We start from the raw sequence: 23,922 nt of genomic DNA, 5'->3' as shown, positions 1-23,922 counted from the left end.
CCCTGTGGCGAGGGGATTTATCCCCGCTGGACTGCGCAGCAGTCCCACGGTGGTCGACTCATATGCCTGATGTACCGCACAGCCTGGGTTTAGGGCCGCTTCGCGCCCCAGCGGGGATAAATCCCCTCGCCACAAAAGCAGTCTCCAGTGTGCCTACCTACAACTCCACCTGCACCCAACTCACCGGCTGATCCAACCAATCGGCGAATTCGTCGAGGAAGTCCTGCTTGAACCCCGCCTCCAGCCAGTTGTTGAAGATGAACCCCAGGTTGGAGAAGCCGCAGGGCTGCAGGAACAGAAAGCCGTTGATGTCATCTTCATGCCCGCACTCGGGGCAGGTGAAGTTGTCGGTGCGGTCGGGCATCCAGTCCTCCAGGCTTTCGAACAGCGCCTCGCCGATTTCCCGCCGGCACTCGGCGCAGCCCGCTTCCTCGAGAAAGCCCTTGGCCGGGGTGTAGATGCAGCGCTTGGTGATGATCTCCAGGCCGTTGATCGGCTCGTCGAACGGCAAGGCATCGGGGCGCAGGACCACGGTGCGGGCGCCTGGAGCGATGGCATGGGCCATGCGATTGCCGGTGCGCCCACAGGTGGTCAGTTGTTCTTCGACAATGTTCTTGCGCACCAGCCAGCGCACGATCGCCCGAGCCCTGGGCTCATGGACCGGCAAGGTGGAGATTTTCGGGACGATGATGCTTTGGGAGTTCATGACAAGGCCTGGGGGTTCTCTGTAGGCGCAAAGCTTGCTCGCGATGCGGACACTTCAGTCCATCAGATGATGGGGGCGATTCCATCGCGAGCAAGCTTTGCTCCTACGAGTGTTATCAAAGGCCGGCAGCTTAATCCCTGGCCACACCAGGTCAAGCGCTCAGGTAGCGCCCGATCAGCGCGAGGCCGCTGGCAAGCACCAGCCAGGTCACCAGGCGCACGAACGTCTCGCGCGACATCCTCATCGTCAGGCGACGACCTGTCCACAGCCCCAGCGCCATGGCCGGCAACAAACACAGCGCCAGTACCAACAAGGGTAGTTCGGCATACACGCCCGAGACAGCGAACAGGCTCAAGCGCACCACGGTGCTGCAACTGATCAGGGCGCTTTGGGTGGCCCGGGCCGGTTCCTTGGGCAAGCGGCTATTCAAATAGATCGCATATAAAAAGCCGCCACTGCCGAACAAGGCCCCGAACATCCCGCCTACCGTGCCCATCGGGATCGCCCATAGCGCCGACAGCTGCGTGGGTCGGGTCTTTATCCACAGGCTGTAGATCGCGTAGGCGCTGATGAACAGCCCCATCAACAGCAACAGCAGGTCCGACTTGAGGTTGAGCAAGAAAATCACGCCCAGGGTGCAACCAACCGCCATGCACGGCAACAACCGCAGCAACTCCGGCCGGGCAATATCCTTGCGCGACGGCAGCAGGTTGCCGAACGCCGCGACAAAATCCAGCAACACCAGCAGCGGCACGATTTTCGACAATGGCATGAACAGCAGCAGGATAGGTGCGGCCACCAGCGCTGTTCCGAACCCGGCAATGCCGAACACGATATAAGCCAAGGCGATGGCAAGGCCGATCACCAGCCATTCCGTGGGTGCGAATGCCCATTGGCCCAACCACGAGAAAAGGTTCATCCGGTACTTCCTTGCTTACGGAGCGGCGACTTTAGCCAGAGGTCGCAGGCTTATCCAGCACTGCTATCGCGAGCAGGTTCGCTCCCAAATTGGATTCATATGCTGTGTACGACGCAGAACCTTTGTGGGAGCGAGCCTGCTCGCGATGAAGGCAACCCGGTCTAATTGTTTCCACGCATGGAGATTAAGCGGCAAATGCCCTTATCATGCCGCCCATGATTAAAGATCCCTTTGCCCGCCTGGGCCTGGACCGCGAGGTCCTGACTGTCAGTCAGCTCAACGGCCGCGCGCGGGTGTTGCTGGAGGACGTGTTCAGCAACATCTGGGTCGAGGGCGAAATCTCCAACCTCGCCCGCCCCGCCTCCGGCCACGTGTATTTCACCCTCAGGGACAGCGGCGCCCAGGTACGCTGCGCGCTGTTCCGGCAGAACGCCGCGCGGGTGCGCCAGGCCTTGAAGGATGGGTTGGCGGTCAAGGTGCGTGGCAAGGTTTCGCTGTTCGAAGGCCGTGGCGATTACCAGCTGATTCTCGACACCGTGGAGCCGGCTGGCGACGGTGCCCTGCGCCTGGCCTTCGATGCCCTGAAGGAAAAGCTCAGCGCCGAAGGCCTGTTCAGCGCCGAGCGCAAGGTGCCCCTGCCCGCTCATCCACAACGCATCGGCATCATCAGTTCGCCCACCGGCGCGGTGATCCGCGACATCATCAGCGTGTTCCGTCGCCGTGCGCCGCAGATCGCCCTGACGCTGATCCCCACCGCCGTGCAGGGCCGCGAAGCCACCGCGCAGATCGTCCGTGCCCTGAAACTGGCGGACGCCCGGGGCTTCGATGCGCTGATCCTGGCCCGAGGCGGCGGTTCGCTGGAAGACTTGTGGTGCTTCAACGAAGAAGCCGTGGCCCGGGCCGTGGACGCCTGCCTGACGCCGATCGTCAGCGCGGTCGGCCATGAAACCGACGTGTCCATCAGCGATTTCGTCGCCGACGTACGCGCCCCGACGCCGTCCGCCGCTGCCGAACTGTTGGCACCGGACGCTGGCGATCTGGTGCGCCGGGTCGAAAGCCTGCATCGGCGGCTGGTGATGCGCATGCGTGACCGCTTTATGCGCGATCAACTGCGCCTCGAAGGCCTGACCCGACGACTGCGCCACCCCGGCGAACGCCTGCGCCAGCAAGCCCAGCGCCTCGACGACCTGGACATGCGCCTGCGCCGGGCCTTCGAACGCAGCCTCAATACCCGCCGCGAACGCCTGATCCGCCTGGAAACCCGCCTGGCCGGCCAACATCCGGGCCGTCACCTGGCGCTGCTGCGCCAGCGCCTGGACAGCCTGGCCGAACGCCTGCCCCGGGCCATGCGCGAAGGCTTGAAGGCGCGACGCGTGCAATTGCACAACCAGATGCAGACGCTGCACATCGTCAGTCCCCTGGCGACCCTCGGTCGGGGCTACAGCATCTTGCTGGACGAACGCGGCCATGCGATCCGCAGTGCCGGACAGACCCAGACCGGCCAGCGCCTGACGGCCCGGCTCGGCGAAGGCGAATTGCTGGTGCGGGTCGAAGACAATCACCTGACGCCGGTCACCCTCTCTTTACTGGATTGATCCATGCCGCGATTTCTAACGCCTCTGCTTTTGCTGTGCCTGACCTTCAACGCCCACGCCGACAGTTACATCACCCGCCTGCTGAACAAACCGGTGCCGGGGGCGTGGCCGTGGTCGACCTGGGCAGCGCGGCCCAGGCGCCGAAAGCCAGCTATCAAGGCAAGCCGGTGCTGGTGGTCAAGGAACAGAACAACTGGCTGGCGATTGTCGGTATCCCGCTGACCGTCCAGCCGGGCACCCAGCAGATCAACAGCGGCGGCGGCACCCAGCCGTTCGTGGTCGGCTATAAAAAGTACCCCGAGCAGCACATCACCCTGAAGAACAAGCGCCAGGTCAACCCGAACCCGGCAGACCTCAAACGCATCGACGCCGAGCTGGCCGTGCAGTTGAAGGCCTACCGCAGCTTCAGCCCGAACATCCCCAGCAACCTGCTGTTGGACAAGCCGGTCAACGGCCCGCTGTCGAGCCGGTTTGGCGTGCGTCGCTTCTTCAACGGCGAAGAGCGCAACCCCCATGCCGGCCTGGACTTCGCCGTGCCCGCCGGCACGCCGATCAAGACGCCGGCGGCCGGCAAGGTGATCCTTACCGGCAACTACTTCTTCAATGGCAACACCGTGTTCGTCGACCACGGCCAGGGCTTCATCAGCATGTTCTGCCATATGTCGAAGATCGATGTGAAGGTCGGCCAGCAATTGGCCCGAGGCGCGGTGGTGGGCAAGGTTGGCTCTACAGGTCGAGCGACCGGACCGCACATGCATTGGAACATCAGCCTGAACGATGCGCGGGTGGATCCGGCGATTTTTATCGGAGCGTTCGAGCCCTGAGTTTTTTTGTGGTGAGCCTACTGGCCTCATCGCGAGCAAGCTCGGCTCCCACAGCTACTGCGCCATTTCGAAAGCGCCGAATATCCTGTGGGAGCCGAGCTTGCTCGCGATGAGGCCGGCACATGCACCGCTGCTGCAGAGATTGCCAAGCCACAAACATCAACGCAATAAACCGACAATCTCCCCAAAATACCGCAATAAAATCTCGAAAACCTTCAACAAAGCAGAACTTCTCTCAATTTTTTCCGACTGCTTGCGATCCTCCCCCACCCGGTTAGGGTTGAAGGCATGAAAACCTCTCACACCCTCATCCAGCTTCGCCAGCACCGCAGCCTGTGCCTCGTCAGCGCCCGACTGCCAGGCTGAATCGCGGCAACCCGTCCAGGCTGTAGAGCCACCCCGTTCGAACCACCGGCAGGCCGCCTTTTTCCGGCCACGACACTAAGGATTCCGCCCATGAGCATGCTCAAAGACCCGTCTTCCAAATACCGCGCCTTCCCGACCATCAACCTGCCGGATCGCACCTGGCCGTCGAAGACCATCACCGCCGCGCCAATCTGGTGCAGCTCCGACCTGCGCGATGGCAACCAGTCGCTGATCGAGCCGATGGACGCGGTCAAGAAACTGCGCTTCTGGAAAACCCTGGTCGCCGTGGGCGTCAAGGAAATCGAAGCGTCGTTCCCGGCGGCCTCGCAAACTGACTTCGACTTTGTGCGCACCCTCATCGAAGAAGGCCACATCCCGGACGACACCACCATCCAGGTGCTGACCCAGGCCCGTGAAGACCTGATCGCCCGGACCTTCGAATCCCTGCGCGGCGCGAAGAAAGCCATCGTCCACCTGTACAACGCCACCTGCCCGTCGTTCCGCCGCATCGTGTTCAACCAGGACAAGGAAGGCGTGAAGGAAATCGCGGTGAACGCGGCCAAGCTGTTCGTCAAGTACGCCGCCCAACAGCCGGAAACCCAGTGGCAGTTCGAATACTCGCCAGAAACCTTCAGTGCCACCGAGCTGGAATTCGCCAAGGAAGTCTGCGACGCCGTCATCGATGTCTGGAACCCGACACCAGAGCGCAAGGTGATCCTCAACCTGCCCGCCACTGTGGAAGTCGCCACCCCGAACGTCTACGCCGACCAGATCGAGTGGTTCCACCGCAACATCACCCGTCGTGACAGCGTGCTCATCAGCCTGCACACCCACAACGACCGTGGCACCGGCGTGGCCGCCACCGAACTGGGCCTGATGGCCGGCGCCGACCGTGTCGAAGGCTGCCTGTTCGGCAACGGCGAGCGCACCGGCAACGTCGACCTGGTGACCGTGGCGCTGAACCTCTACACCCAGGGCATCAACCCTGAACTGGATTTCTCCGACATCGACGGCGTGCGCAAAGTGGTCGAAGAGTGCAACCAGATTGCGGTGCACCCACGTCACCCCTACGTCGGCGACCTGGTTCACACCGCGTTCTCCGGCTCGCACCAGGACGCCATCCGCAAGGGCTTCGCCCAGCAGAAATCCGACACGCTGTGGGAAGTGCCGTACCTGCCGATCGACCCGGCCGACATCGGCCGCAGCTACGAGGCGGTGATTCGCGTCAACAGCCAGTCGGGCAAGGGCGGTATCGCCTATCTGCTGGAACAGGAATACGGCATCAGCCTGCCGCGCCGCATGCAGATCGAGTTCAGCCAGGTGGTTCAGCGCGAGACCGACCGCCTCGGCCTCGAAATGACCGCCCAGCAGATCCACAGCTTGCTGCAACGCGAATACCTGCAAGCCAACACCCCGTACGCGCTGGTCAGCCATCGTCTGCAGGAAGAGAACGGCAATAGTGCTGTGGAAGTGGAAGTCGCCAGCAAGGGCCAGGGCGAAACCAACCTGCACTGGCGCGGCAAGGGCAACGGCGCGCTGGAGGCCCTGGTGGCCGGCCTGCCGATTCCCGTGGAGATCATGGACTACAACGAACACGCCATCGGCGCTGGCACCAATGCCAAGGCGGCGGCGTACATCGAGCTGCGGGTCAATGGTGAACGTGCGGTGCACGGCGTGGGCATCGATGAAAACATCACCACCGCCAGCTTCAAGGCCCTGTTCAGCGCACTGAACCGCTCGCTGAGCCAACCTGAGGCCAAGGCAGCCTGATTCGCGGCTGAAATGCAAAAAGGCCCCGGGGTGTGAACCCTGGGGCCTCGTTCCCACGCTCCGCGTGGGCACGCATCAACGGACGCTCTGCGTTCGGCTCTTGAGACGCGGAGCGTCCCCGGCTGCATTTCCACGCGGAGCGTGGGAACGATCAAACAACCAAAAACTCAGGCATGGGTATCGACAGAACCGGCCATCGCCTGCAGCAACGCTGCCCGCAAGGTCTGCAAGGCGGCCTGGGTGCCCATGATCTGGGTCTGGATGGCCATGGCCTGCTGGGTCTTCTGCTCTTCGTTGGCCTGACTCTTCTCCACGCGGGCCAGTTCGGCCTGCTGCTGGGCCAACAGCTTTTCGGCCTGCTCGATCTGCTTTTTCAACTGCTCGACGACATCGACGCCGCTGCTGGCAGGCGCACCGGCGATATTGGCGCCGCTGGTATCGATTTTCAGTGACTTTTCCTTCTCGTCGCCGGCATCAGTCGATGCCGGCGAAGTGGCCGTCGTTTCTTCGGCCGTCCCACCGATCCGGGCCTTTGGGGCCGAGAGTGGGTAAGGATTTACGGTAGTTGCGCTGATCGTGGTCATGGGGACTCCTCCTTGGCTGACCCGTTATCGGCACGCAACAGCGCTTCTTAAGGGCTGAATCGTTTCAATCAGATGAATTCGAAACGGTCGGCATCCAGGTTCGCCGGAAACCGCGTGCGATACGCCGCCAGGTCCGCCGCATTCAAACTCACCATGAACACACCATCGGCCTCCCCTGCGCTGAGCAAGGTTTCGCCCTGGAAGTCCAGCACCTGACTGTCGCCGGTATAGGCGAAGCCCTTGCCGTCGGTGCCGATGCGGTTCACCGCCGCCACGTAGCACAGGTTCTCGATGGCCCGGGCCGGCAGCAGGCGGTTCCAGTGCTGGCGCCGGGCCCCCGGCCAGTTGGCGGTGTACAGCAACAGGTCGGTGTCGTCGGCGTCGCGGCTCCAGGCCGGGAAACGCAGGTCGTAGCAAATCAGCGGACGGACCCGCCAGCCCTTGAGCTCGAACAGCACCTGGCGCTCGCCCGGCGTGTAGTGATCGTGTTCGCCGGCCATGCGGAACAGATGGCGCTTGTCGTAGTGCAGCACCTCGCCGTCTGGTCGCACCCAGAGCAGGCGATTGCGATGGCTGCCGTCAGCGGCCTGGACAATCACGCTGCCGGTGATCACCGCGTCCAGTCTTGCCGCCTGGGTCCGCATCCAGACGCTGGTAGGCCCGTATTCCGGCTCCGCCAGGGTTTGCGACTCCATGGAAAACCCGGTGGTGAACATTTCCGGCAGGATGACCAGGTCTGCCCCCCGCGCCTGCTCCAGCAGGCTTTCGAAATGTTCCAGGTTGGCCTGGCGGTCATGCCAGGTCAGGGTGGTCTGGATCAGGGCGATGTTGAGGTTTGGCAACGCGCTCAGATCACGCATAGTTTTTCCGCTGCTTCACGCAGCGTCTCCTCGCGTTTGGCAAAGCACAGGCGCACCAGGCGCTGGCCTTCGGGTGGGTTCTGGTAGAACACCGACACCGGAATCGTCGCCAAGCCGTGCTCACGGGTCATCCAGACCGCCATGTCGACATCGTTCAGGTCCGGACGAATGTGCGAATAATCCACCAACTGGAAATAGGTGCCGGTCACGCGCTTGAAGCTGAACCGCGACGGGGCCAGCAGATCGCAGAACAGGTCGCGCTTGGCCTGGTAGAAATCCGGCAGTTCTTCCACGTGTTCGGGATGCGCGGCCATGTAGTCGGCCAAGGCGTATTGCAGCGGTGTCACGCCACAGAAGCTGACGTACTGATGCACCTTGCGCAGCTCCGCCGTCAGGGCCGGTGGCGCCACGACGTAGCCGGTTTTCCAGCCGGTCACGTGGTAGGTCTTGCCGAATGAGCTGACCACGAAGGCGCGGCGGTACAGTTCCTCGTGGGCGAGGACGCTGGCATGGGGCACACCGTCGAACACCAGGTGTTCATAGACTTCATCGCTGATCAGGTAGATGTCGCGATCACGGATCAACGCCGCCAGTTGATCCAGCTCGGCACGACTGATCAGGGCGCCGCTGGGGTTGTGGGGGGTATTCAGAATGATCATCCGCGTACGCGGGCTCAGGGCTTCGCCGAGCTTCTGGAAATCGATGGCAAAGTCATCCAGGCCCAGCTGGACGTGCACGCAACGACCACCGGCCAATTGGACCGAGGGTTCGTAGCTGTCATAGCAGGGGTCGAATACGATCACTTCATCGCCGCTTTGGACCACCGCCGCGATGGCGCAGAAAATTGCCTGGGTCGCACCGGGGGTCACGGTGACTTCCTGGTCGGCATCGACGCTGGCGCCATAACTGCGGGCGATCTTCGCCGCGATCTGCTGACGCAAGGTCGGTAGCCCGGTCATGGGTGAATACTGGTTATGACCTTGGGCGATATGCCGGCCAACCGCATCGCGCAGGGCCTGCGGACCATCGAAATCGGGAAACCCCTGGGACAGGTTGAGCGCGCCGGTCTGCGCGGCGAGCTGGGACATCTGGGTGAAAATGGTGATGCCGACATTCGGCAGCTTGCTGGTGATCATCAGGGGTTCTCTGCGTCTGCGCCCGGCTCTGGCACGGCGCGGGAGAGGTCGAGGATAGCCCAATCGCCGGGCATGAAAAAGGGTGCCGAATTGGCACCCTTTTCGATCTCAACTACCAGCCCACTGCAAAACCTGTGGCGAGGGGATTTATCCCCGCTGGGGCGCGAAGCGGCCCCAAAAAGGTCAACTCGATCTGCCTGAAACACCGAGGTGACAGGATTCAGGGCCGCTTCGCGCCCCAGCGGGGATAAATCCCCTCGCCACAAAAGCCAATCAGCGCTTGTCGCGACGCTTCTTGTCGGCCTTCTTGTGGTGCGACATCAAGCGGCGCTTCTTGTTGACCTGACGGTCGGTGAGCGTGTTCTTGTTGCCTTCGTACGGGTTCTCACCGCCCTTGAACTCGATGCGGATCGGCGTACCAACCAGCTTCAGGACACGGCGATAGGTGTTTTCCAGGTAACGGACGTACGACTTGGGCACCTTCTCGATCTGGTTGCCGTGGATCACGATGATCGGCGGGTTGGCGCCGCCCAGGTGAGCGTAACGCAGCTTGATCCGGCGGTTGTTGACCATCGGTGGCGCGTGTTCGCCAACCGCGTCTTCCAGAATCTGGGTCAGGCGGTTGGTCGGCCAGCGGGTCACCGCCGACTTGAACGAGTTCTGCACCGACGCGTAGAGGTTACCTACGCCCGTACCGTGCAGGGCCGAGATGAAGTGGATGTCGGCGAAGTCGACGAAGAACAGGCGACGCTGCAATTCGACCTTCACGAAATCGCGCTCGCTCGGCGTCATGCCGTCCCACTTGTTGATCGCGATGACCAGCGCGCGACCGGCTTCCAGGGCGAAGCCCAACAGGTTCAGGTCGTGATCGACCACGCCTTCGCGTGCATCCATCACGAAGATGACCACGTTGGCGTCCTTGATGGCCTGCAACGTCTTGACCACGGAGAACTTCTCGACTTCTTCGTGGATCTTGCCGCGCTTGCGCACACCGGCGGTGTCGATCAGCGTGTACTTCTCTTCGTTGCGCTCGAACGGGATGTAGATACTGTCGCGAGTGGTGCCAGGCTGGTCGTACACGATGACCCGGTCCTCGCCAAGCATGCGGTTGACCAGCGTCGACTTGCCCACGTTCGGACGGCCGATGATCGCGATCTTGATCCCGTCTTTTTCGCTCGGGCCCGGAATGCGCTTGGCTTCCTCGCCTTCGGCAACGATCTCTTCTTCGCCCTCTTCGGGCTCATCGTCATCTTTCGGGAAGTCAGCCAGGGCGACTTCCAGCAACTGGCTGATACCGCGACCGTGGGCACCGGCAATCGGAATCGCCTGGCCCATGCCCAACGGCGCGAACTCGGCGCGAGCCATGTCCGGGTCGATGTTGTCGACCTTGTTGGCGACGACATGGGAGCGCTTGTTACGCTTGCGCAAATGCTCGGCGATCATCTGGTCGGCGGCGGTAAAACCGGCCTTGGCGTCTACCAGGAACAGCACCACATCCGCTTCTTCGATGGCGAGCAGCGACTGCTCGGCCATTTTTTCGTCCATGCCGTGTTCGTCGCCGGAGATGCCGCCGGTGTCGATCAGAATGTAGGTACGCCCTTGCCACTTGGCCTCACCGTATTGGCGATCACGGGTCAGACCGGACAAGTCGCCGACGATGGCGTCGCGAGTCCTGGTCAGGCGATTGAACAAGGTGGACTTGCCGACGTTCGGTCGACCCACCAGGGCGATTACGGGAACCATGCGGCTCTCCACTTCGTTATTTCAGAAAATACAAAAGCCGCTGCGAGGCAGCGGCTGGTGCTCAGGTGAAGCCGCTTGGGGATTAAACCCCAAGCATAGTCTTACTTGATGGTCAGGGCTTCCAGTTTGCCGCTGTTGCCATACACATAAATCATGTTGCCCGCCACCAGCGGACGGGCACGCAGGCCGTCGCTGTCGATACGCTCGCGGCCGACGAAACGACCGTCCACCTGGCTCAGCAGGTGCAGGTAACCTTCCAGGTCACCGACTGCAACGTAGCTGGAGAACACTTCCGGGGCCGACAATTGACGACGGGCCAGGGAGTCGTTGCTCCACAGTGCGGTAGTGGAACGCTCGTCGACGCCTTCAACCGTACCCGAGGACAGGCTGACATAGACGCTGCCGAAACCCTGGGCGACACCGGCGTAGCTGGACGCATCGCGCTGCCACAGCGGGCGACCGCTTTCCAGGTCCAGTGCCGCAACGCGACCCTGGTAGCTGGCGACGTAGATCGTACCGCCGGACAGCAGCAAGCCGCCGTCGATATCGACCACGCGCTCCAGTTCCGAACGACCTTGTGGGACGGCAACACGTTGCTCCCACGCCGGCACGCCGTTGGAGATGTCCAGGGCAACCACCTTACCGGTCGACAACCCGGCCACCGCGAGACGGTTGGTGACGATCGGTGCGCTGGTGCCACGCAAGGTCAGGACCGCCGGGGTGCTGTCGTACAACCAGCGCTGGTTGCCGGTGGCAGCATCCAGGCCGATCAGACGGTCATCCTGGGTCTGGACCACGACCACGTCACCGTTGGAGGCAGGCGGTGCGAGTACTTCGCTGCTCACGCGAGCGCGCCATTTCTCTTCACCGCTGCTGGCGTCCAAGGCGACGATCTCGCCCTTGAGCGTGCCGATCATGACCAGCCCGTACCCTACGCCGACGGCGCCGGAAACCGGCAGTTCAAGATCTTTTTTCCATTTGACGTCGCCGTTCAGGCGATCCATCGCCATCACCACGCCCGTGACGTCACCGGCATAGATGGTGTCGCCGTCGATGGCCGGCACCAGCATGTTGTAGGTTTCGCCCTGGCCGTCGCCAATGGAGCGGCTCCATTGCTTCTGCAGCACGACTTCTTCTTTGAAGTCGGTCAGTTCGGCCGGCGGCAGTTCTTTCTTGCTGTTGCTGCTGCAACCCGCGGCCAGAATGGCCAGAGCCAGCAATGCTGCATGTTTCCAACGGATCACGTCACGCATCCCCTTTGGCCAGGTCGTCCAGCTTGATTTGCAGGCCACCGACTGCGGCTTCATCCGACAGCGCGGCCTTGGCTTTTTGGTAGGCCGCATAGGCCTCGTCAGCACGACCCAGCTGTACCAGCAAGTCGCCCTTGAGTTCTTCGCGGGTCGCCAGGAACGCCTTGTCGGCATCGCCGTCGAGCAGCTTCAATGCATCTTCGGTCTTGTTCTGCGCCGCCAGTACCTGGGCCAGGCGCTGACGCGCCACTTCGCCCAGGGTCGGGTTGGCAGGCTTGTCGATGATGCCTTTCAGCTCGATGGCAGCGTCGTCCAGCTTGCCGCTGTCTACCGCGACCTTGGCCACGAACAGGCGACCGTACTGCGCGTAGGCGGTGCCGCCGTATTCACTGTTAAGTTTGCCGGCCAGGTCCGCCACGCGGGCAGCGTCAGGCTTGCCGTCCGGGGTCAGGGTGGTTTCCAGCAATTGCTGATAGAGCATCGAGGCGCCTTGCGACTGGTTGCTCTGGTATTTCTGGAACGCCTGCCAGCCGAATACGATGACCAGCGCCAACAGGCCGCCAGTGACCAGCGGCTTGCCGTTGCGACTCCACCAGTCCTTCAAATCCGCCAGCTGTTCATCTTCGGTACTCGACACCCCAATACTCCTTAATCGCTAAATCGGCTGTTTGACAGCTTCAACCCTGCACGACGCAGGTGGCCAGGTGTGCGGCAAGCGCATCCCAGGCAATACTTTGTTGTTCGCCCTGGCCACGCAGGGGTTTGAAACCTACCACTTGTTGGGCCATTTCGTCGTCACCCAGGATCAGTGCATACAACGCACCGCTCTTGTCGGCCTTCTTGAACTGGCTCTTGAAGCTGCCGGCGCCGGCATTGATCTGCAGGCGCAGACCAGGCAACTGGTCGCGGACCCGCTCGCTCAGGGACAAGGCCGCCAGTTCGGCTGCTTCACCGAAGGCACACAGGTAGACGTCGACCTGCCGGGAAAGCGCTTCCGGCACCTTGTCCAATGCCTCGAGCATCAGCACCAGGCGCTCGATGCCCATGGCAAAGCCCACGCCTGGCGTCGGCTTGCCGCCCATCTGTTCCACCAGGCCGTCGTAACGGCCACCGGCACACACGGTGCCCTGGGCGCCAAGCTTGTCGGTGACCCATTCGAAAACGGTCTTGCTGTAGTAATCCAGGCCACGGACCAACTTGGGGTTGATCACGTAAGGAATGCCCACGGCGTCCAGGCGCGCCTTCAACCCTTCGAAGTGCGCACGGGATTCGTCGTCGAGGTAGTCGGCCATTTTCGGCGCATCGACCAGGATCGCTTGGGTGTCGGCATTCTTGGTGTCGAGCACACGCAGCGGATTGGTCTTCAGACGGCGCTGGCTGTCTTCGTCGAGCTTGTCCAGGTGCGCGGAAAGAAACTCCACCAGCGCTTCACGATATCGGCCACGGGACTCGCTGGTGCCCAGACTGTTGAGCTCAAGCTTGACCGCGTCACGAAGCCCCAGTTCGCCCCACAGGCGCCAGGTCATGACGATCAGCTCGGCGTCGATGTCCGGGCCGTCGAGGTTGAACACTTCCAGACCGATCTGGTGGAACTGGCGATAGCGGCCTTTCTGCGGACGCTCGTGACGGAACATCGGGCCGATGTACCAGAGTTTCTGCACCTGGCCGCCGCCGGTAATGCCGTGTTCGAGCACCGCACGCACACAGGCCGCCGTGCCTTCGGGGCGCAGGGTCAGGGAGTCGCCGTTGCGATCCTCGAAGGTGTACATCTCTTTTTCGACGATGTCGGTCACTTCGCCGATGGAGCGCTTGAACAGCTCGGTGAACTCGACGATGGGCATGCGGATCTGCCGATAACCGTAGTTATCCAGCAAACGTGCGACGGTGCCCTCGAAATAGCGCCACAGGGGCGTCTGTTCGGGCAGGATGTCGTTCATGCCACGGATGGCTTGCAGAGACTTGCTCACAATAAATCCTTAAAAATTCGTTTGCTCAGCCGCGTGCGATGACCGCTGCGTCGGCTTCGACCTTTTCGGCCGCTTTCTCGCGGATCAGCCGTTCCAGCTCATCCACCAGATTGTCATTCGTCAACTTCTGCGACGGCTTGCCGTCGATGTAAATCAGGTTCGGCGTACCGCCGGTGAGACCGATATGGGCCTCCTTGGCTTCGCCCGGCCCGTTGACCACGCAACCGATCACCGCGACATCCAGCGGCACCAGCAGGTCTTCGAGACGCCCTTCCAGCTCGTTCATGGTCTTGACCACATCGAAGTTCTGCCGCGAGCAGCTCGGGCAGGCGATGAAGTTGATGCCACGGGAACGCAGGTGCAGGGATTTGAGAATGTCGTAGCCGACCTTCACTTCCTCGACCGGATCGGCCGCCAACGAGATGCGGATGGTATCGCCAATCCCTTCGGCGAGCAGCATACCGAGGCCGACGGCGGATTTCACCGTGCCCGAACGCAACCCACCGGCTTCAGTGATGCCCAAGTGCAGCGGCTGGACGATTTCCTTGGCCAGAAGGCGGTAGGCTTCGACGGCCATGAACACGTCGGAGGCCTTCACGCTGACCTTGAAGTCCTGGAAATTCAGGCGTTCGAGGTGCTCGACATGACGCAGCGCCGACTCCACCAGGGCCGCCGGCGTGGGTTCGCCGTATTTCTTCTGCAGGTCTTTTTCCAGGGAACCGGCGTTCACACCGATGCGGATCGGAATGCCACGGTCCCGAGCGGCATCCACCACGGCGCGCACGCGGTCTTCGCGACCGATATTGCCCGGGTTGATGCGCAGGCAGTCGACACCCAGCTCGGCCACGCGCAGGGCAATGCGGTAGTCGAAGTGAATGTCCGCCACCAGGGGCACCTTGACCAGTTGCTTGATCTTGCCGAACGCCTCGGCGGCGTCCATGTCCGGCACGGACACCCGCACGATGTCGACGCCGGCGGCTTCCAGGCGATTGATCTGCGCAACGGTGGCAGCCACGTCGTTGGTGTCGCTGTTGGTCATGCTCTGCACAGCGATAGGCGCATCGCCGCCCACGGGCACGTTACCGACCCAGATCTTGCGGGATTCGCGACGTTTGATTGGAGATTCGCCGTGCATGACTTATTGACCCAACTTCAGGCGAGCAGTCTCGCCACTGGTGAACGGAGCCACATCGACCGGCTGGCCGTTGTAGCTGACCTGCGCGCCACGGGCATAGCCCAGGCGCACGGCAAACGGCGGCTTGCCGTTGATGGACGTGGCATCGCCCTTGCGCTTGAGGCCGCTGAACAGCACCTTGCCGTTGCCGTCGGTGACCTGGGTCCAGCAATCCGCGGTGAATTGAATCTGCACCTGGCCTTCACCTGCGGCCGGCGCCACAGGGGCAACCGGTGTTGCTGTCGGCGCAGGAGCGACTGGAGCGACTGGAGCTGCTGGGGCTGCTGGAGCCGCCACGGTCGGCGCTGGAGTGCTCGGGGCAACCGGTGCGCCGGCAGTGGGCGTATGCGTGTTTGGCACGGCCGGGGCCACAGTTGGGGCAGCAGGCGTATTCGGCTCAGCGCCGGCTTCGGCATCGGCACCGTCCTGGCCTTGTGGCAACGCCAGGCTGCTTTCGCCTTCTGCCTGGCCTTCGAGCACCGCCTGGTCTTCCGGCTCGTCCAATGGATGGATCCGCGTGGTGCCGTCGGCGCCCTCCACTTCTACATGCTCCGGAGCCAGGGCGACCGATTCCTTGCTACGCAGCGAGGTTTGATCCTGCCACCAGACGAAACCGCCCCCAATCACCGCGATCAGCAACAACAGGCTGACGATTCGCAAAATGGTGTGGGAAACACGCACCGGCTCCTCGATGCGGCCCAGGCTGTGCACATTGCTGCCCTGGGCGTCGGAACCGGTGTACTGATCGAATTGCTGGACCAGCACGGTCTGGTCCATGTCGAGTAATTTGGCGTAGGCGCGGATGTAGCCCCGGGCGAAGGTATGCCCTGGCAATTTGTCGAACGCGCCCGCTTCCAGGTTGCTCAGGGAAGCCACGGTGAGATTGAGCTTGAGGGCTACTTGGGCCAGCGACCAACCATTGCTTTCGCGGGCTTGACGCAGGGTCTCACCGGGGTTCACGCGAGTCGCTGCTACCACTTCAGGATGCGCCGCTTTCATCATTGCTCCGACAGGTATTGCTGATATTCCGGCGTACCGGGATAGAGTCTTTTTAGTTGCAGGCCATAACTGGCGGCCTTGTCACGATCTTCGAATACATGTGCCAGCCGAACGCCGAGCAATAGACTACGTGCATTTTGCTCGCTCAGCAGACTAAAACGTTCGTAATAGTCCCGCGCGGGCACATATTGCCTGTCCTCGTAGGACAACTCAGCCATTTCCAGCAAGGCTCGCGGTTGCTGGCGGTTGAGCCGCAACGCCTTTTCCAGTTGCTGGCGGGCCAGGTCACGCTGGCCGAGTTTCGCGGCGGTCATGCCAAGGTTCTCGAAAACCCGCGAACGCTCAGGGTAAAGGGTATCGGCGGCGGCCTGCTCGAAGCGCTCGTAGGCCTCCTTGTAACGTTGTTGCTCGTAAAGGAAGCTGCCGTAGTTGTTCAGGATCCGTGCATCCTGCGGCCGACTGGACAGAGCCTTGCGAAAATGCTCGTCGGCCAGCTCCGGTTCCAGCTCGGCCTGGAACACCAGGGCCAGGGCCGCGTTGGCATCGGCGTCGGAGCTGTCCAGCTCCAGGGCTTTCTTGAGCGGCACCTTGGCCCGTTCGGTCATGCCCTGCTGCAGATAGCCAATGCCCAGTTGCACATAGGCCACACGCGCTTCGTCACGCCCCTTGCTGGTCTTCATCGGGTTGTAGTCGCCCGACAGAACACAACCGGCGCACAGACCGGTGAACAGCAACAGCAGCGCGAAGCGCAGGGACATAGAGTTCCTCTCTTAGTGACCGTTCGCAGCGTTCTGTACATCGTCGGTTGCGTTCAACTCGCGCACGGCAATGTAGCGTTCGCTGCGACGGGTGCGGTCCAGCACCTGCCCGACCAATTGACCACAGGCGGCATCGATGTCTTCGCCGCGGGTGGTGCGCACGGTCACGTTGAAACCCGCGTGATGAAGCTGATCCTGGAAGCGACGGATCGCGTTGTTGCTCGGACGCTCGTAACCGGAGTGCGGGAACGGGTTGAACGGGATCAGGTTGATCTTGCACGGGATGTTCTTGAGCAGTTCGATCATCTCGACCGCATGCTCGACCTTGTCGTTCACATCCTTGAGCAGGGTGTACTCGATGGTCAGCACGCGTTTTTCGCCCAAAGCCGACATGTAGCGCTGGCACGACTCCAGCAGCATCTTAAGCGGATACTTCTTGTTGATCGGCACCAATTGGTTACGCAATGCGTCATTGGGTGCGTGCAGCGACAACGCCAGGGAGACGTCGATGTGCTTGGCCAGCTCATCGATCATCGGCACCACGCCGGACGTGGACAGGGTCACGCGGCGCTTGGAAATGCCGTAGCCCAGGTCGTCCATCATCAGGTGCATGGCGGACACGACGTTGTCGAAGTTCAGCAGCGGCTCACCCATGCCCATCATCACCACGTTGGTGATGGCACGGTCGACGGTCGCCGGGACGCTGCCAAAGGATTTGTTGGCAATCCACACCTGGCCGATCACTTCGGCGGCGGTGAGGTTGCTGTTGAAGCCTTGCTTGCCGGTGGAGCAGAAACTGCAATCCAGGGCACAGCCTGCCTGGGACGAAACGCACAAGGTGCCGCGCTTGCCCTGGGGAATGTAAACGGTCTCGACGCAGCTGCCGGACGCCACGCGCACCACCCACTTGCGGGTGCCGTCGCTGGAAATGTCCTCGCTGACCACTTCGGGGCCGCGAATCTCGGCAACGGCCTTGAGTTTTTCACGCAAGGCCTTGCCGACATTCGTCATGGCGTCGAAATCGTCGACGCCAAAGTGGTGAATCCATTTCATTACCTGACCGGCACGGAAACGCTTCTCCCCGATTGAGTCGAAGAATTTCTCCATTTCCGGCTGGGTCAAGCCCAACAGGTTAATCTTGCCGATCGATGCAGTCATGGTCTCACCCTCACTCACAAGCTTTACTTAGCGAGCGGTTACTTCAGTAGCGGCGAAAAAGTAGGCGATTTCGCGAGCAGCAGCGGCTTCGGAGTCCGAACCGTGGACGGCGTTGGCGTCGATGGACTCGGCGAAGTCAGCGCGGATGGTACCGGCAGCGGCTTCTTTAGGGTTGGTAGCGCCCATCAGCTCACGGTTGCGAGCGATGGCGTTTTCGCCTTCCAGAACCTGAACGACAACCGGGCCGGAAGTCATGAACGCAACCAGTTCACCGAAGAAACCGCGCTCGCTGTGCTCAGCGTAGAAGCCTTCGGCTTCGGCCTTGGACAGTTGCTTCATTTTCGAAGCAACGACGCGCAGGCCTGCGTCTTCGAAGCGGGTCACGATCTTGCCGATCACGTTTTTAGCAACGGCGTCAGGCTTGATGATGGAGAAAGTACGTTGAACAGCCATGGGTGTAACTCCAGAAACGGTAATGTGCGAAAAATTAAACCCGCGAATTATACGCGGGTTCATGGGTATTGCCTAACCTGCCACGCCGATCAGTCGATTTCTTCGATCCAGAGCGCCTGGACCGCTTCCAACACCTTCTCGCCACAACGGCCAGAGGTACTGTCGAAGTCGTCAAGCTCCATGATCCAGTGCTGCAGATCGACGAAGTTGACCGTCATCGGGTCTACATCCGGCTTGGCTTCGGCCAACTCTTCAGCGATGCGTCGTACATCATTCCAACCATAGCTCATGACAGTCTCACCATCAGTGCGGCGCTTCAGCCGCATGGTTAAGCGAATATTTCGGGATCTCGACGGTCAGGTCTTCCGTACCAACGATGGCCTGGCAACCCAGGCGCGATTGCGCTTCCAGGCCCCAGGCCCGGTCGAGGAAATCTTCTTCCAGTTCGTCCGCTTCTTCCAGCGAATCGAACCCTTCACGGATGATGCAATGACAAGTGGTGCAGGCACAGACACCGCCGCAGGCACTTTCCATCTCGATATGGTGTTCATGGGCGAGCTCGAGGATGGAAATCCCAGGCTCAGCCTCCACAACCATGCCCTCGGGGCAGAACTTCTCGTGGGGTAAAAAAATCACCTGCGGCATCTATTACTCCTCGATCTCATTCAGGTTACGCCCCGCCAGGGCGGCTTTGACCGTCGAATCCAGGCGGCGGGCGGCAAAGGCATCGGTGACTTGCGACAGACGCTTGGTCTGCTGCTCGATGGCATAGCCATCGGTGCCCTTGATCAATTCGGACAATTCCTGCATCTGCAACTCGATGACCATGCGCTCTTCGGCGTCCAGCAGACGCTCACCGTCGGCCTCAAGGGCGCCTTGCACGGCTTCGATCAGGCGCTGGGCGTCGACCTGCTGCTCGCGCAGCACGCGGGCCACCTTGTCGTCACCGGCGTACTGGAAGGAATCCTTGAGCATCCGGGCGATTTCGCCATCGGTCAGGCCGTAGGAAGGCTTGACCTGAATGCTGGCCTCGACGCCCGAACCCAGCTCGCGGGCGGAGACATTGAGCAAGCCGTCGGCGTCGACCTGGAAGGTCACGCGGATCTTCGCCGCCCCGGCGACCATGGCCGGGATGCCGCGCAATTCGAAGCGCGCCAGGGAACGGCAGTCGCTGATGAGTTCCCGCTCGCCTTGCAGCACGTGGATCATCATGGCCGACTGGCCGTCTTTATAGGTGGTGAAATCCTGGGCGCGAGCGACGGGGATGGTGGTGTTGCGCGGAATCACCTTCTCCATCAGGCCGCCCATGGTTTCCAGGCCCAGGGACAGCGGGATCACGTCGAGCAACAGCAGTTCGCCGCCGTCGCGCTTGTTGCCGGCCAGGGTATCGGCCTGGATCGCGGCGCCGATGGCGACCACCTGGTCCGGGTCGATTTCAGTCAGCGGTTGACGACCAAAGGCCTCGGCAACGGCTTCGCGAACCCGCGGCACGCGAGTCGAGCCGCCGACCATGACCACGGCCTTGACGTCTTCGAGCTCGACGCCGGAATCGCGCACGGCGCGGCGGCAGGCCTTGAGGCTGCGGGCGACCATGGGTTCGATCAGCGCATTGAAGGCTTCGCGGTTCAAGGAGGCTTTCCAGTCGCCGTAGACGACCTCGACACTCATCGCGTCGGTCAGGGCTTCCTTGGCGGCGCAGGCGGTTTGCAGCAGGTGACGTTGCGCACCCGGATCAAGATCAGCGGACAGGCCCGCTTGCTCGATGATCCAGCCGGCGATGGCGTGGTCGAAGTCATCGCCGCCCAGGGCGCTGTCGCCGCCGGTGGCCAGGACTTCGAAAACACCGCCGGTCAGGCGCAGAATCGAGATATCAAAGGTACCGCCGCCCAGGTCGTAGATGGCGACCAGGCCTTCGGCATGCTGGTCCAGGCCATACGCCACCGCAGCGGCGGTCGGCTCGTTGAGCAGGCGCAGCACGTTCAGGCCGGCCAGTTTGGCCGCATCCTTGGTGGCTTGACGCTGGGCGTCGTCGAAGTAGGCCGGGACGGTGATGACCGCACCCACCAGCTCACCGCCCAACGCGGCTTCGGCGCGCTGACGCAGGACCTTGAGGATGTCGGCCGACACTTCCACCGGGCTTTTCGGGCCCTGCACGGTTTCGATGAACGGCATGTGGGACTCGCCGCCGACGAAGCGGTACGGCAGTTGATCGCCCAATTGCTTGACGTCGGACAGGCCTCGCCCCATCAGGCGCTTGACCGAGACGATGGTGTTCAGCGGATCGGTCGCGGCGGCCAGCTTGGCCGACTCGCCCACTTCGACGCGATCGGCGTGGTAGCGGACGGCGGACGGCAGGATCACCCGCCCCTGCTCATCGGCCAGCGGCTCGGAAAGACCGCTGCGCAACGCAGCGACCAGGGAATTGGTGGTACCCAAGTCGATTCCCACAGCCAGGCGACGCTGGTGCGGTTGAGGACTTTGGCCGGGTTCGGCGATCTGCAGTAGGGCCATCGTAATCAGGACTTATCTGTAATCAGGCGTGCGACCGGAGCGGCACTGGGTTAATCGTCGAGGCGCTCTTCTAGCTGGCGCACTTCGTAGGTGAGCTTGTCGAGGAACTGCATGCGCCGCATCAGGCGTTCGGCCTGTTCGCGTTGCGCGGCATCGTTCCAGCAGGCTGCGAAGCTTTCGTTCAGGGTTTGCTGGGCGTCCTTCAAGCGGCGCTTGAACGTGGCGACACCCGCCAGGTCGGCACTGTCCTGCAGGTCTTCGAGCTCTTCGCGCCACTGCATCTGCTGCAGAAGAAACTCGGGATCGTGCACCGTGACTTCCAGGGGCAGTTCATGACCGCTGATGGCAAGCAGGTATCGCGCGCGCTTGGCCGGACTCTTGAGCGTCTGGTAGGCCTCGTTGAGGTTCGCGGACTGCTCGAGCGCCCGCCGCTGCTCGGCCTCGGAGGCGTCCGCGAAGCGGTCCGGATGGACGCCTCGGGCCAGCTCGAGATAACGCGCCGACAGTTCATCGAGATCCAGGCTGAAACCCGGCTGCATCTGGAACAAAGCAAAATGACAAGGAGTACCCACGAGCCGCCTCAGATGTTGAAGCTTTCGCCGCAGCCACATTCACCGCGCACGTTGGGGTTGTTGAACTTGAAGCCTTCGTTCAACCCTTCCTTGACGAAATCCAGCTCAGTGCCGTCCAGGTACGTCAGGCTCTTCGGGTCGATGATCACTTTCTGACCATGACTCTCGAACACCTGATCGTCTTCGCCGACTTCATCGACGAACTCCAGTACATAGGCAAGGCCGGAACAACCCGTGGTGCGAACACCCAGGCGGATGCCCTCGCCCTTGCCGCGCCCCGCGAGGGAGCGCTGTATGTGCCTGGCGGCTGCTTCTGTCATCTGGATAGCCATGAAAACTCCTTACCTGTCGCGGTTCAGATCAAGCCTTTCTTCTGCTTGTAGTCGCGAACGGCGGCCTTGATGGCGTCTTCAGCGAGTACCGAGCAGTGGATTTTCACTGGCGGCAGGGCCAGTTCTTCGGCCAGCTGGGTGTTCTTGATGGTTTCGGCTTCATCAAGGGTCTTGCCCTTCATCCACTCGGTGGCCAGGGAGCTGGACGCAATGGCCGAACCACAGCCGTAGGTCTTGAACTTGGCATCTTCGATGATGCCTTGCTCGTTGACCTTGATCTGCAGACGCATCACGTCGCCACACGCCGGGGCGCCGACCATGCCGGTGCCGACATCAGGATCCTGCGAGTCCATCTTGCCGACGTTGCGCGGGTTCTCGTAGTGGTCGATGACCTTTTCGCTATATGCCATTTGCTTCAATCCTCATCAGTGGAGCCGCTCTGGTGGCGACTTCTCAGTGCGCCGCCCATTCGATTTTCGAAATGTCGACGCCGTCTTTGTACATGTCCCACAGCGGCGAAAGTGCGCGCAGCTTGGTGACGGCCTCGCAGACTTTCTGCGCGGCGTAATCGATTTCTTCTTCGGTGGTGAAGCGGCCGAAGGTGAAGCGGATCGAACTGTGGGCCAGTTCGTCGTTGCGGCCCAGGGCGCGCAATACATACGAAGGCTCGAGGGACGCCGAGGTGCACGCCGAACCGGACGACACGGCCAGATCCTTGAGCGCCATGATCAGCGACTCGCCTTCAACGTAGTTGAAGCTCAGGTTCAGGTTGTGCGGTACGCGGGCGGTCATGCTGCCGTTGACGTAGAGCTCTTCCAGGTGCTCGACCTGCTTGAAGAAGCGGTCGCTCAGGGCCTTGATGCGCACGTTCTCGGCAGCCATGTCTTCCTTGGCCACGCGGAAGGCTTCGCCCATGCCAACGATCTGGTGGGTCGCCAGGGTGCCGGAACGCATGCCACGCTCGTGACCGCCGCCGTGCATGGTCGCTTCGAGGCGAACACGCGGCTTGCGGCTCACGTACAGCGCGCCGATGCCTTTAGGGCCGTAGGTCTTGTGGGCGGAGAACGACATCAGGTCGACTTTGAGCTTCGACAGATCGATGTCGACCTTGCCGGTGGACTGGGCGGCGTCGACGTGGAACAGCACGCCCCGGGAACGGGTCAGTTCGCCGATGGCTTCGATGTCGTTGACGGTGCCGATTTCGTTGTTCACGTGCATGATCGAAACCAGGATGGTGTCGTCGCGCAGCGCGGCTTCGACCATGGCCGGGGTGATCAGGCCGTCTTCGCCAGGCTCGATGTAGGTAACTTCGAAACCTTCACGCTCCAGTTGGCGCGTGGTGTCCAGGACCGCCTTGTGCTCGATCTTGGAGGTGATCAGGTGCTTGCCCTTGGTGTGATAGAAGTGCGCGACACCCTTGATTGCCAGGTTGTCGGACTCGGTGGCACCGGAGGTCCAGACGATTTCACGCGGGTCGGCGTTGACCAGGTCAGCGACCTGGCGACGGGCGTTCTCGACCGACTCCTCGGCTTTCCAGCCGAACACGTGGGAGCGGGAGGCCGGGTTACCGAAGTTTCCGTCGACCAGCAGGCATTCACTCATTTTCTGCGCGACACGTGGGTCAACCGGGGTGGTCGCAGAGTAATCAAGGTAAATCGGCAATTTCATGGACTCTCTCCTAAATCAGGCTGGCTGGCGTTCCGCTTGCTCTGCGGCAGTCATTCGACGGCGGACGCTTCAATCTTGTCCAGGTGCGGCGCCTTGCCATTGCAACGGCGCTGGTCCTGACGCTGGGCTACTTCCTGCACCTCACGACGAGTGACAAGGTCAGCCAAGCTGATACCGCTCAGAAATTCGTGGATCTGCAGGCTCAAGTCGCACCACAGATGATGGGTCAGGCAAGTATCACCGCCATGGCAGTCGCCCAACCCCTGACATTTGGTCGCATCGACCGATTCGTTCACCGCATCGATCACCTGGGCGACCTGGATGCCTTGCATGTCCCGCGACAGCTGATAGCCGCCACCGGGACCACGCACGCTGGACACCAGGTTGCTGCGACGCAGCTTGGCGAACAGTTGTTCAAGGTAAGACAGGGAAATGCCCTGGCGCTCGGAGATATCGGCCAGGGACACCGGCCCGTGCTGCGCATGCAATGCCAGATCCAGCATTGCGGTCACGGCGTATCGGCCTTTTGTAGTCAGTCGCATGGACAATTACCACGGAGTTCGGAATGGGGCGAGTA

The 23,922-nt window shown here is 61.9% G+C and carries 24 protein-coding genes and 1 pseudogene; 3 read left to right on the top strand and 22 right to left on the bottom strand.

Annotation, left to right across the window (positions count from 1 at the left end; genetic code table 11):
* Nucleotides 1-157 precede the first annotated feature (157 nt).
* Together PCOSP_RS05155 and PCOSP_RS05150 are read right to left on the bottom strand one after the other, a co-directional pair.
* On the bottom strand, nt 158-706 hold the full coding sequence (locus PCOSP_RS05155; protein ID WP_175385137.1) for a sugar ABC transporter ATPase: 549 nt from the start codon (nt 704-706) through the stop codon (nt 158-160).
* 151 nt (nt 707-857) lie between these two features.
* Nucleotides 858-1,625 (bottom strand): sulfite exporter TauE/SafE family protein, encoded by a 768-nt coding sequence (locus PCOSP_RS05150; protein WP_464710479.1) that lies wholly within the window; start codon nt 1,623-1,625, stop codon nt 858-860.
* 215 nt (nt 1,626-1,840) lie between these two features.
* Here PCOSP_RS05150 and xseA point away from each other — a divergent pair, with 215 nt between their 5' ends.
* From xseA to leuA, 3 genes and pseudogenes are all read left to right on the top strand, one after another.
* Nucleotides 1,841-3,220, top strand: a complete 1,380-nt coding sequence (gene xseA / locus PCOSP_RS05145; RefSeq protein WP_464711871.1) for an exodeoxyribonuclease VII large subunit — start codon at nt 1,841-1,843, stop codon at nt 3,218-3,220.
* A 3-nt stretch (nt 3,221-3,223) separates the two neighbouring features.
* Nucleotides 3,224-4,044: pseudogene (locus PCOSP_RS05140) on the top strand (peptidoglycan DD-metalloendopeptidase family protein).
* A 456-nt stretch (nt 4,045-4,500) separates the two neighbouring features.
* Nucleotides 4,501-6,180: a 2-isopropylmalate synthase gene (gene leuA / locus PCOSP_RS05135; protein ID WP_464710478.1), complete on the top strand. Its 1,680-nt coding sequence runs from the start codon at nt 4,501-4,503 to the stop codon at nt 6,178-6,180.
* 167 nt (nt 6,181-6,347) lie between these two features.
* On the opposite strand, the gene PCOSP_RS05130 is transcribed toward leuA, so the two are convergent.
* The 20 genes from PCOSP_RS05130 to iscR form a co-directional block, all read right to left on the bottom strand.
* Nucleotides 6,348-6,764 carry a hypothetical protein gene (locus tag PCOSP_RS05130; protein ID WP_464710477.1) on the bottom strand — a complete coding sequence of 139 codons (417 nt, stop codon included), beginning with the start codon at nt 6,762-6,764 and terminating at the stop codon, nt 6,348-6,350.
* 68 nt (nt 6,765-6,832) lie between these two features.
* Nucleotides 6,833-7,624, bottom strand: a complete 792-nt coding sequence (locus PCOSP_RS05125; protein WP_139645985.1) for an amidohydrolase — start codon at nt 7,622-7,624, stop codon at nt 6,833-6,835.
* The gene (locus tag PCOSP_RS05120; protein ID WP_464710476.1) at nt 7,612-8,760 is read right to left on the bottom strand and encodes a pyridoxal phosphate-dependent aminotransferase; all 1,149 of its coding nucleotides are present in this window, start codon (nt 8,758-8,760) and stop codon (nt 7,612-7,614) included. Before PCOSP_RS05120 ends, PCOSP_RS05125 begins: the two co-directional genes overlap by 13 nt.
* A 273-nt stretch (nt 8,761-9,033) precedes the next feature.
* Nucleotides 9,034-10,503, bottom strand: coding sequence for a ribosome biogenesis GTPase Der (gene der, locus PCOSP_RS05115; RefSeq protein ID WP_041023381.1), 1,470 nt, complete (start codon nt 10,501-10,503; stop codon nt 9,034-9,036).
* A 101-nt stretch (nt 10,504-10,604) separates the two neighbouring features.
* Nucleotides 10,605-11,756 carry an outer membrane protein assembly factor BamB gene (bamB, locus tag PCOSP_RS05110; protein ID WP_041023382.1) on the bottom strand — a complete coding sequence of 384 codons (1,152 nt, stop codon included), beginning with the start codon at nt 11,754-11,756 and terminating at the stop codon, nt 10,605-10,607.
* Nucleotides 11,749-12,390, bottom strand: a complete 642-nt coding sequence (locus PCOSP_RS05105) for a YfgM family protein (RefSeq protein ID WP_041023383.1) — start codon at nt 12,388-12,390, stop codon at nt 11,749-11,751. Before PCOSP_RS05105 ends, bamB begins: the two co-directional genes overlap by 8 nt.
* A gap of 40 nt (nt 12,391-12,430) precedes the next feature.
* Nucleotides 12,431-13,720 (bottom strand): histidine--tRNA ligase, encoded by a 1,290-nt coding sequence (gene hisS / locus PCOSP_RS05100; RefSeq protein WP_139645981.1) that lies wholly within the window; start codon nt 13,718-13,720, stop codon nt 12,431-12,433.
* A 25-nt stretch (nt 13,721-13,745) separates the two neighbouring features.
* A complete protein-coding gene (gene ispG / locus PCOSP_RS05095; protein ID WP_020795607.1) occupies nt 13,746-14,855 on the bottom strand; it encodes a flavodoxin-dependent (E)-4-hydroxy-3-methylbut-2-enyl-diphosphate synthase in 1,110 nt (369 codons plus the stop codon).
* Between the two features lie 3 nt (nt 14,856-14,858).
* Nucleotides 14,859-15,893, bottom strand: coding sequence for a RodZ domain-containing protein (locus tag PCOSP_RS05090; RefSeq protein WP_464710475.1), 1,035 nt, complete (start codon nt 15,891-15,893; stop codon nt 14,859-14,861).
* Complete coding sequence (pilW, locus tag PCOSP_RS05085) at nt 15,893-16,651, bottom strand: type IV pilus biogenesis/stability protein PilW (protein ID WP_041023386.1); 759 nt, start codon at nt 16,649-16,651, stop codon at nt 15,893-15,895. The genes PCOSP_RS05090 and pilW overlap by 1 nt, the downstream gene beginning before the upstream one ends.
* A gap of 12 nt (nt 16,652-16,663) precedes the next feature.
* Nucleotides 16,664-17,809 (bottom strand): dual-specificity RNA methyltransferase RlmN, encoded by a 1,146-nt coding sequence (rlmN, locus tag PCOSP_RS05080; protein WP_041023387.1) that lies wholly within the window; start codon nt 17,807-17,809, stop codon nt 16,664-16,666.
* A gap of 27 nt (nt 17,810-17,836) precedes the next feature.
* Nucleotides 17,837-18,262, bottom strand: coding sequence for a nucleoside-diphosphate kinase (gene ndk / locus PCOSP_RS05075; protein WP_003185145.1), 426 nt, complete (start codon nt 18,260-18,262; stop codon nt 17,837-17,839).
* A gap of 89 nt (nt 18,263-18,351) precedes the next feature.
* Entirely contained in the window at nt 18,352-18,552 is a 201-nt protein-coding gene (iscX, locus tag PCOSP_RS05070; RefSeq protein ID WP_024777049.1) for a Fe-S cluster assembly protein IscX, read from the bottom strand.
* Between the two features lie 13 nt (nt 18,553-18,565).
* Nucleotides 18,566-18,907, bottom strand: a complete 342-nt coding sequence (gene fdx, locus PCOSP_RS05065) for an ISC system 2Fe-2S type ferredoxin (protein ID WP_008014719.1) — start codon at nt 18,905-18,907, stop codon at nt 18,566-18,568.
* A 3-nt stretch (nt 18,908-18,910) separates the two neighbouring features.
* On the bottom strand, nt 18,911-20,773 hold the full coding sequence (gene hscA, locus PCOSP_RS05060) for a Fe-S protein assembly chaperone HscA (protein ID WP_139645975.1): 1,863 nt from the start codon (nt 20,771-20,773) through the stop codon (nt 18,911-18,913).
* 50 nt (nt 20,774-20,823) lie between these two features.
* A complete protein-coding gene (hscB, locus tag PCOSP_RS05055; protein WP_139645973.1) occupies nt 20,824-21,345 on the bottom strand; it encodes a co-chaperone HscB in 522 nt (173 codons plus the stop codon).
* 8 nt (nt 21,346-21,353) lie between these two features.
* Nucleotides 21,354-21,677 (bottom strand): iron-sulfur cluster assembly protein IscA, encoded by a 324-nt coding sequence (gene iscA, locus PCOSP_RS05050; RefSeq protein ID WP_024777046.1) that lies wholly within the window; start codon nt 21,675-21,677, stop codon nt 21,354-21,356.
* A 23-nt stretch (nt 21,678-21,700) separates the two neighbouring features.
* The gene (gene iscU, locus PCOSP_RS05045; RefSeq protein WP_464710472.1) at nt 21,701-22,087 is read right to left on the bottom strand and encodes a Fe-S cluster assembly scaffold IscU; all 387 of its coding nucleotides are present in this window, start codon (nt 22,085-22,087) and stop codon (nt 21,701-21,703) included.
* Nucleotides 22,088-22,130: 43 nt separating this feature from the next.
* The gene (locus tag PCOSP_RS05040) at nt 22,131-23,345 is read right to left on the bottom strand and encodes an IscS subfamily cysteine desulfurase (protein ID WP_024777045.1); all 1,215 of its coding nucleotides are present in this window, start codon (nt 23,343-23,345) and stop codon (nt 22,131-22,133) included.
* Between the two features lie 50 nt (nt 23,346-23,395).
* Nucleotides 23,396-23,887: a Fe-S cluster assembly transcriptional regulator IscR gene (gene iscR / locus PCOSP_RS05035; protein WP_024777044.1), complete on the bottom strand. Its 492-nt coding sequence runs from the start codon at nt 23,885-23,887 to the stop codon at nt 23,396-23,398.
* Nucleotides 23,888-23,922: the final 35 nt, after the last annotated feature.

This window comes from Pseudomonas sp. MAFF 730105, from assembly GCF_055380705.1.
The sequence above is the reverse complement of the archived record's forward strand: the minus strand, read 5'-3'. Positions and strand labels throughout refer to the sequence as shown.

Excerpts from the sequence above, each read along its gene's own strand:
- PCOSP_RS05155 (WP_175385137.1), bottom strand. The coding sequence starts at position 706 with ATGAACTCCCAAAGCATCATCGTCCCGAAAATCTCCACCTTGCCGGTC.
- PCOSP_RS05150 (WP_464710479.1), bottom strand. The coding sequence starts at position 1,625 with ATGAACCTTTTCTCGTGGTTGGGCCAATGGGCATTCGCACCCACGGAA.
- xseA (WP_464711871.1), top strand. The coding sequence starts at position 1,841 with ATGATTAAAGATCCCTTTGCCCGCCTGGGCCTGGACCGCGAGGTCCTG.
- leuA (WP_464710478.1), top strand. The coding sequence starts at position 4,501 with ATGAGCATGCTCAAAGACCCGTCTTCCAAATACCGCGCCTTCCCGACC.
- PCOSP_RS05130 (WP_464710477.1), bottom strand. The coding sequence starts at position 6,764 with ATGACCACGATCAGCGCAACTACCGTAAATCCTTACCCACTCTCGGCC.
- PCOSP_RS05125 (WP_139645985.1), bottom strand. The coding sequence starts at position 7,624 with ATGCGTGATCTGAGCGCGTTGCCAAACCTCAACATCGCCCTGATCCAG.
- PCOSP_RS05120 (WP_464710476.1), bottom strand. The coding sequence starts at position 8,760 with ATGATCACCAGCAAGCTGCCGAATGTCGGCATCACCATTTTCACCCAG.
- der (WP_041023381.1), bottom strand. The coding sequence starts at position 10,503 with ATGGTTCCCGTAATCGCCCTGGTGGGTCGACCGAACGTCGGCAAGTCC.
- bamB (WP_041023382.1), bottom strand. The coding sequence starts at position 11,756 with ATGCGTGACGTGATCCGTTGGAAACATGCAGCATTGCTGGCTCTGGCC.
- ispG (WP_020795607.1), bottom strand. The coding sequence starts at position 14,855 with ATGCACGGCGAATCTCCAATCAAACGTCGCGAATCCCGCAAGATCTGG.
- PCOSP_RS05090 (WP_464710475.1), bottom strand. The coding sequence starts at position 15,893 with ATGAAAGCGGCGCATCCTGAAGTGGTAGCAGCGACTCGCGTGAACCCC.
- pilW (WP_041023386.1), bottom strand. The coding sequence starts at position 16,651 with ATGTCCCTGCGCTTCGCGCTGCTGTTGCTGTTCACCGGTCTGTGCGCC.
- rlmN (WP_041023387.1), bottom strand. The coding sequence starts at position 17,809 with ATGACTGCATCGATCGGCAAGATTAACCTGTTGGGCTTGACCCAGCCG.
- ndk (WP_003185145.1), bottom strand. The coding sequence starts at position 18,262 with ATGGCTGTTCAACGTACTTTCTCCATCATCAAGCCTGACGCCGTTGCT.
- iscX (WP_024777049.1), bottom strand. The coding sequence starts at position 18,552 with ATGAGCTATGGTTGGAATGATGTACGACGCATCGCTGAAGAGTTGGCC.
- fdx (WP_008014719.1), bottom strand. The coding sequence starts at position 18,907 with ATGCCGCAGGTGATTTTTTTACCCCACGAGAAGTTCTGCCCCGAGGGC.
- hscA (WP_139645975.1), bottom strand. The coding sequence starts at position 20,773 with ATGGCCCTACTGCAGATCGCCGAACCCGGCCAAAGTCCTCAACCGCAC.
- iscA (WP_024777046.1), bottom strand. The coding sequence starts at position 21,677 with ATGGCTATCCAGATGACAGAAGCAGCCGCCAGGCACATACAGCGCTCC.
- iscU (WP_464710472.1), bottom strand. The coding sequence starts at position 22,087 with ATGGCATATAGCGAAAAGGTCATCGACCACTACGAGAACCCGCGCAAC.
- PCOSP_RS05040 (WP_024777045.1), bottom strand. The coding sequence starts at position 23,345 with ATGAAATTGCCGATTTACCTTGATTACTCTGCGACCACCCCGGTTGAC.
- iscR (WP_024777044.1), bottom strand. The coding sequence starts at position 23,887 with ATGCGACTGACTACAAAAGGCCGATACGCCGTGACCGCAATGCTGGAT.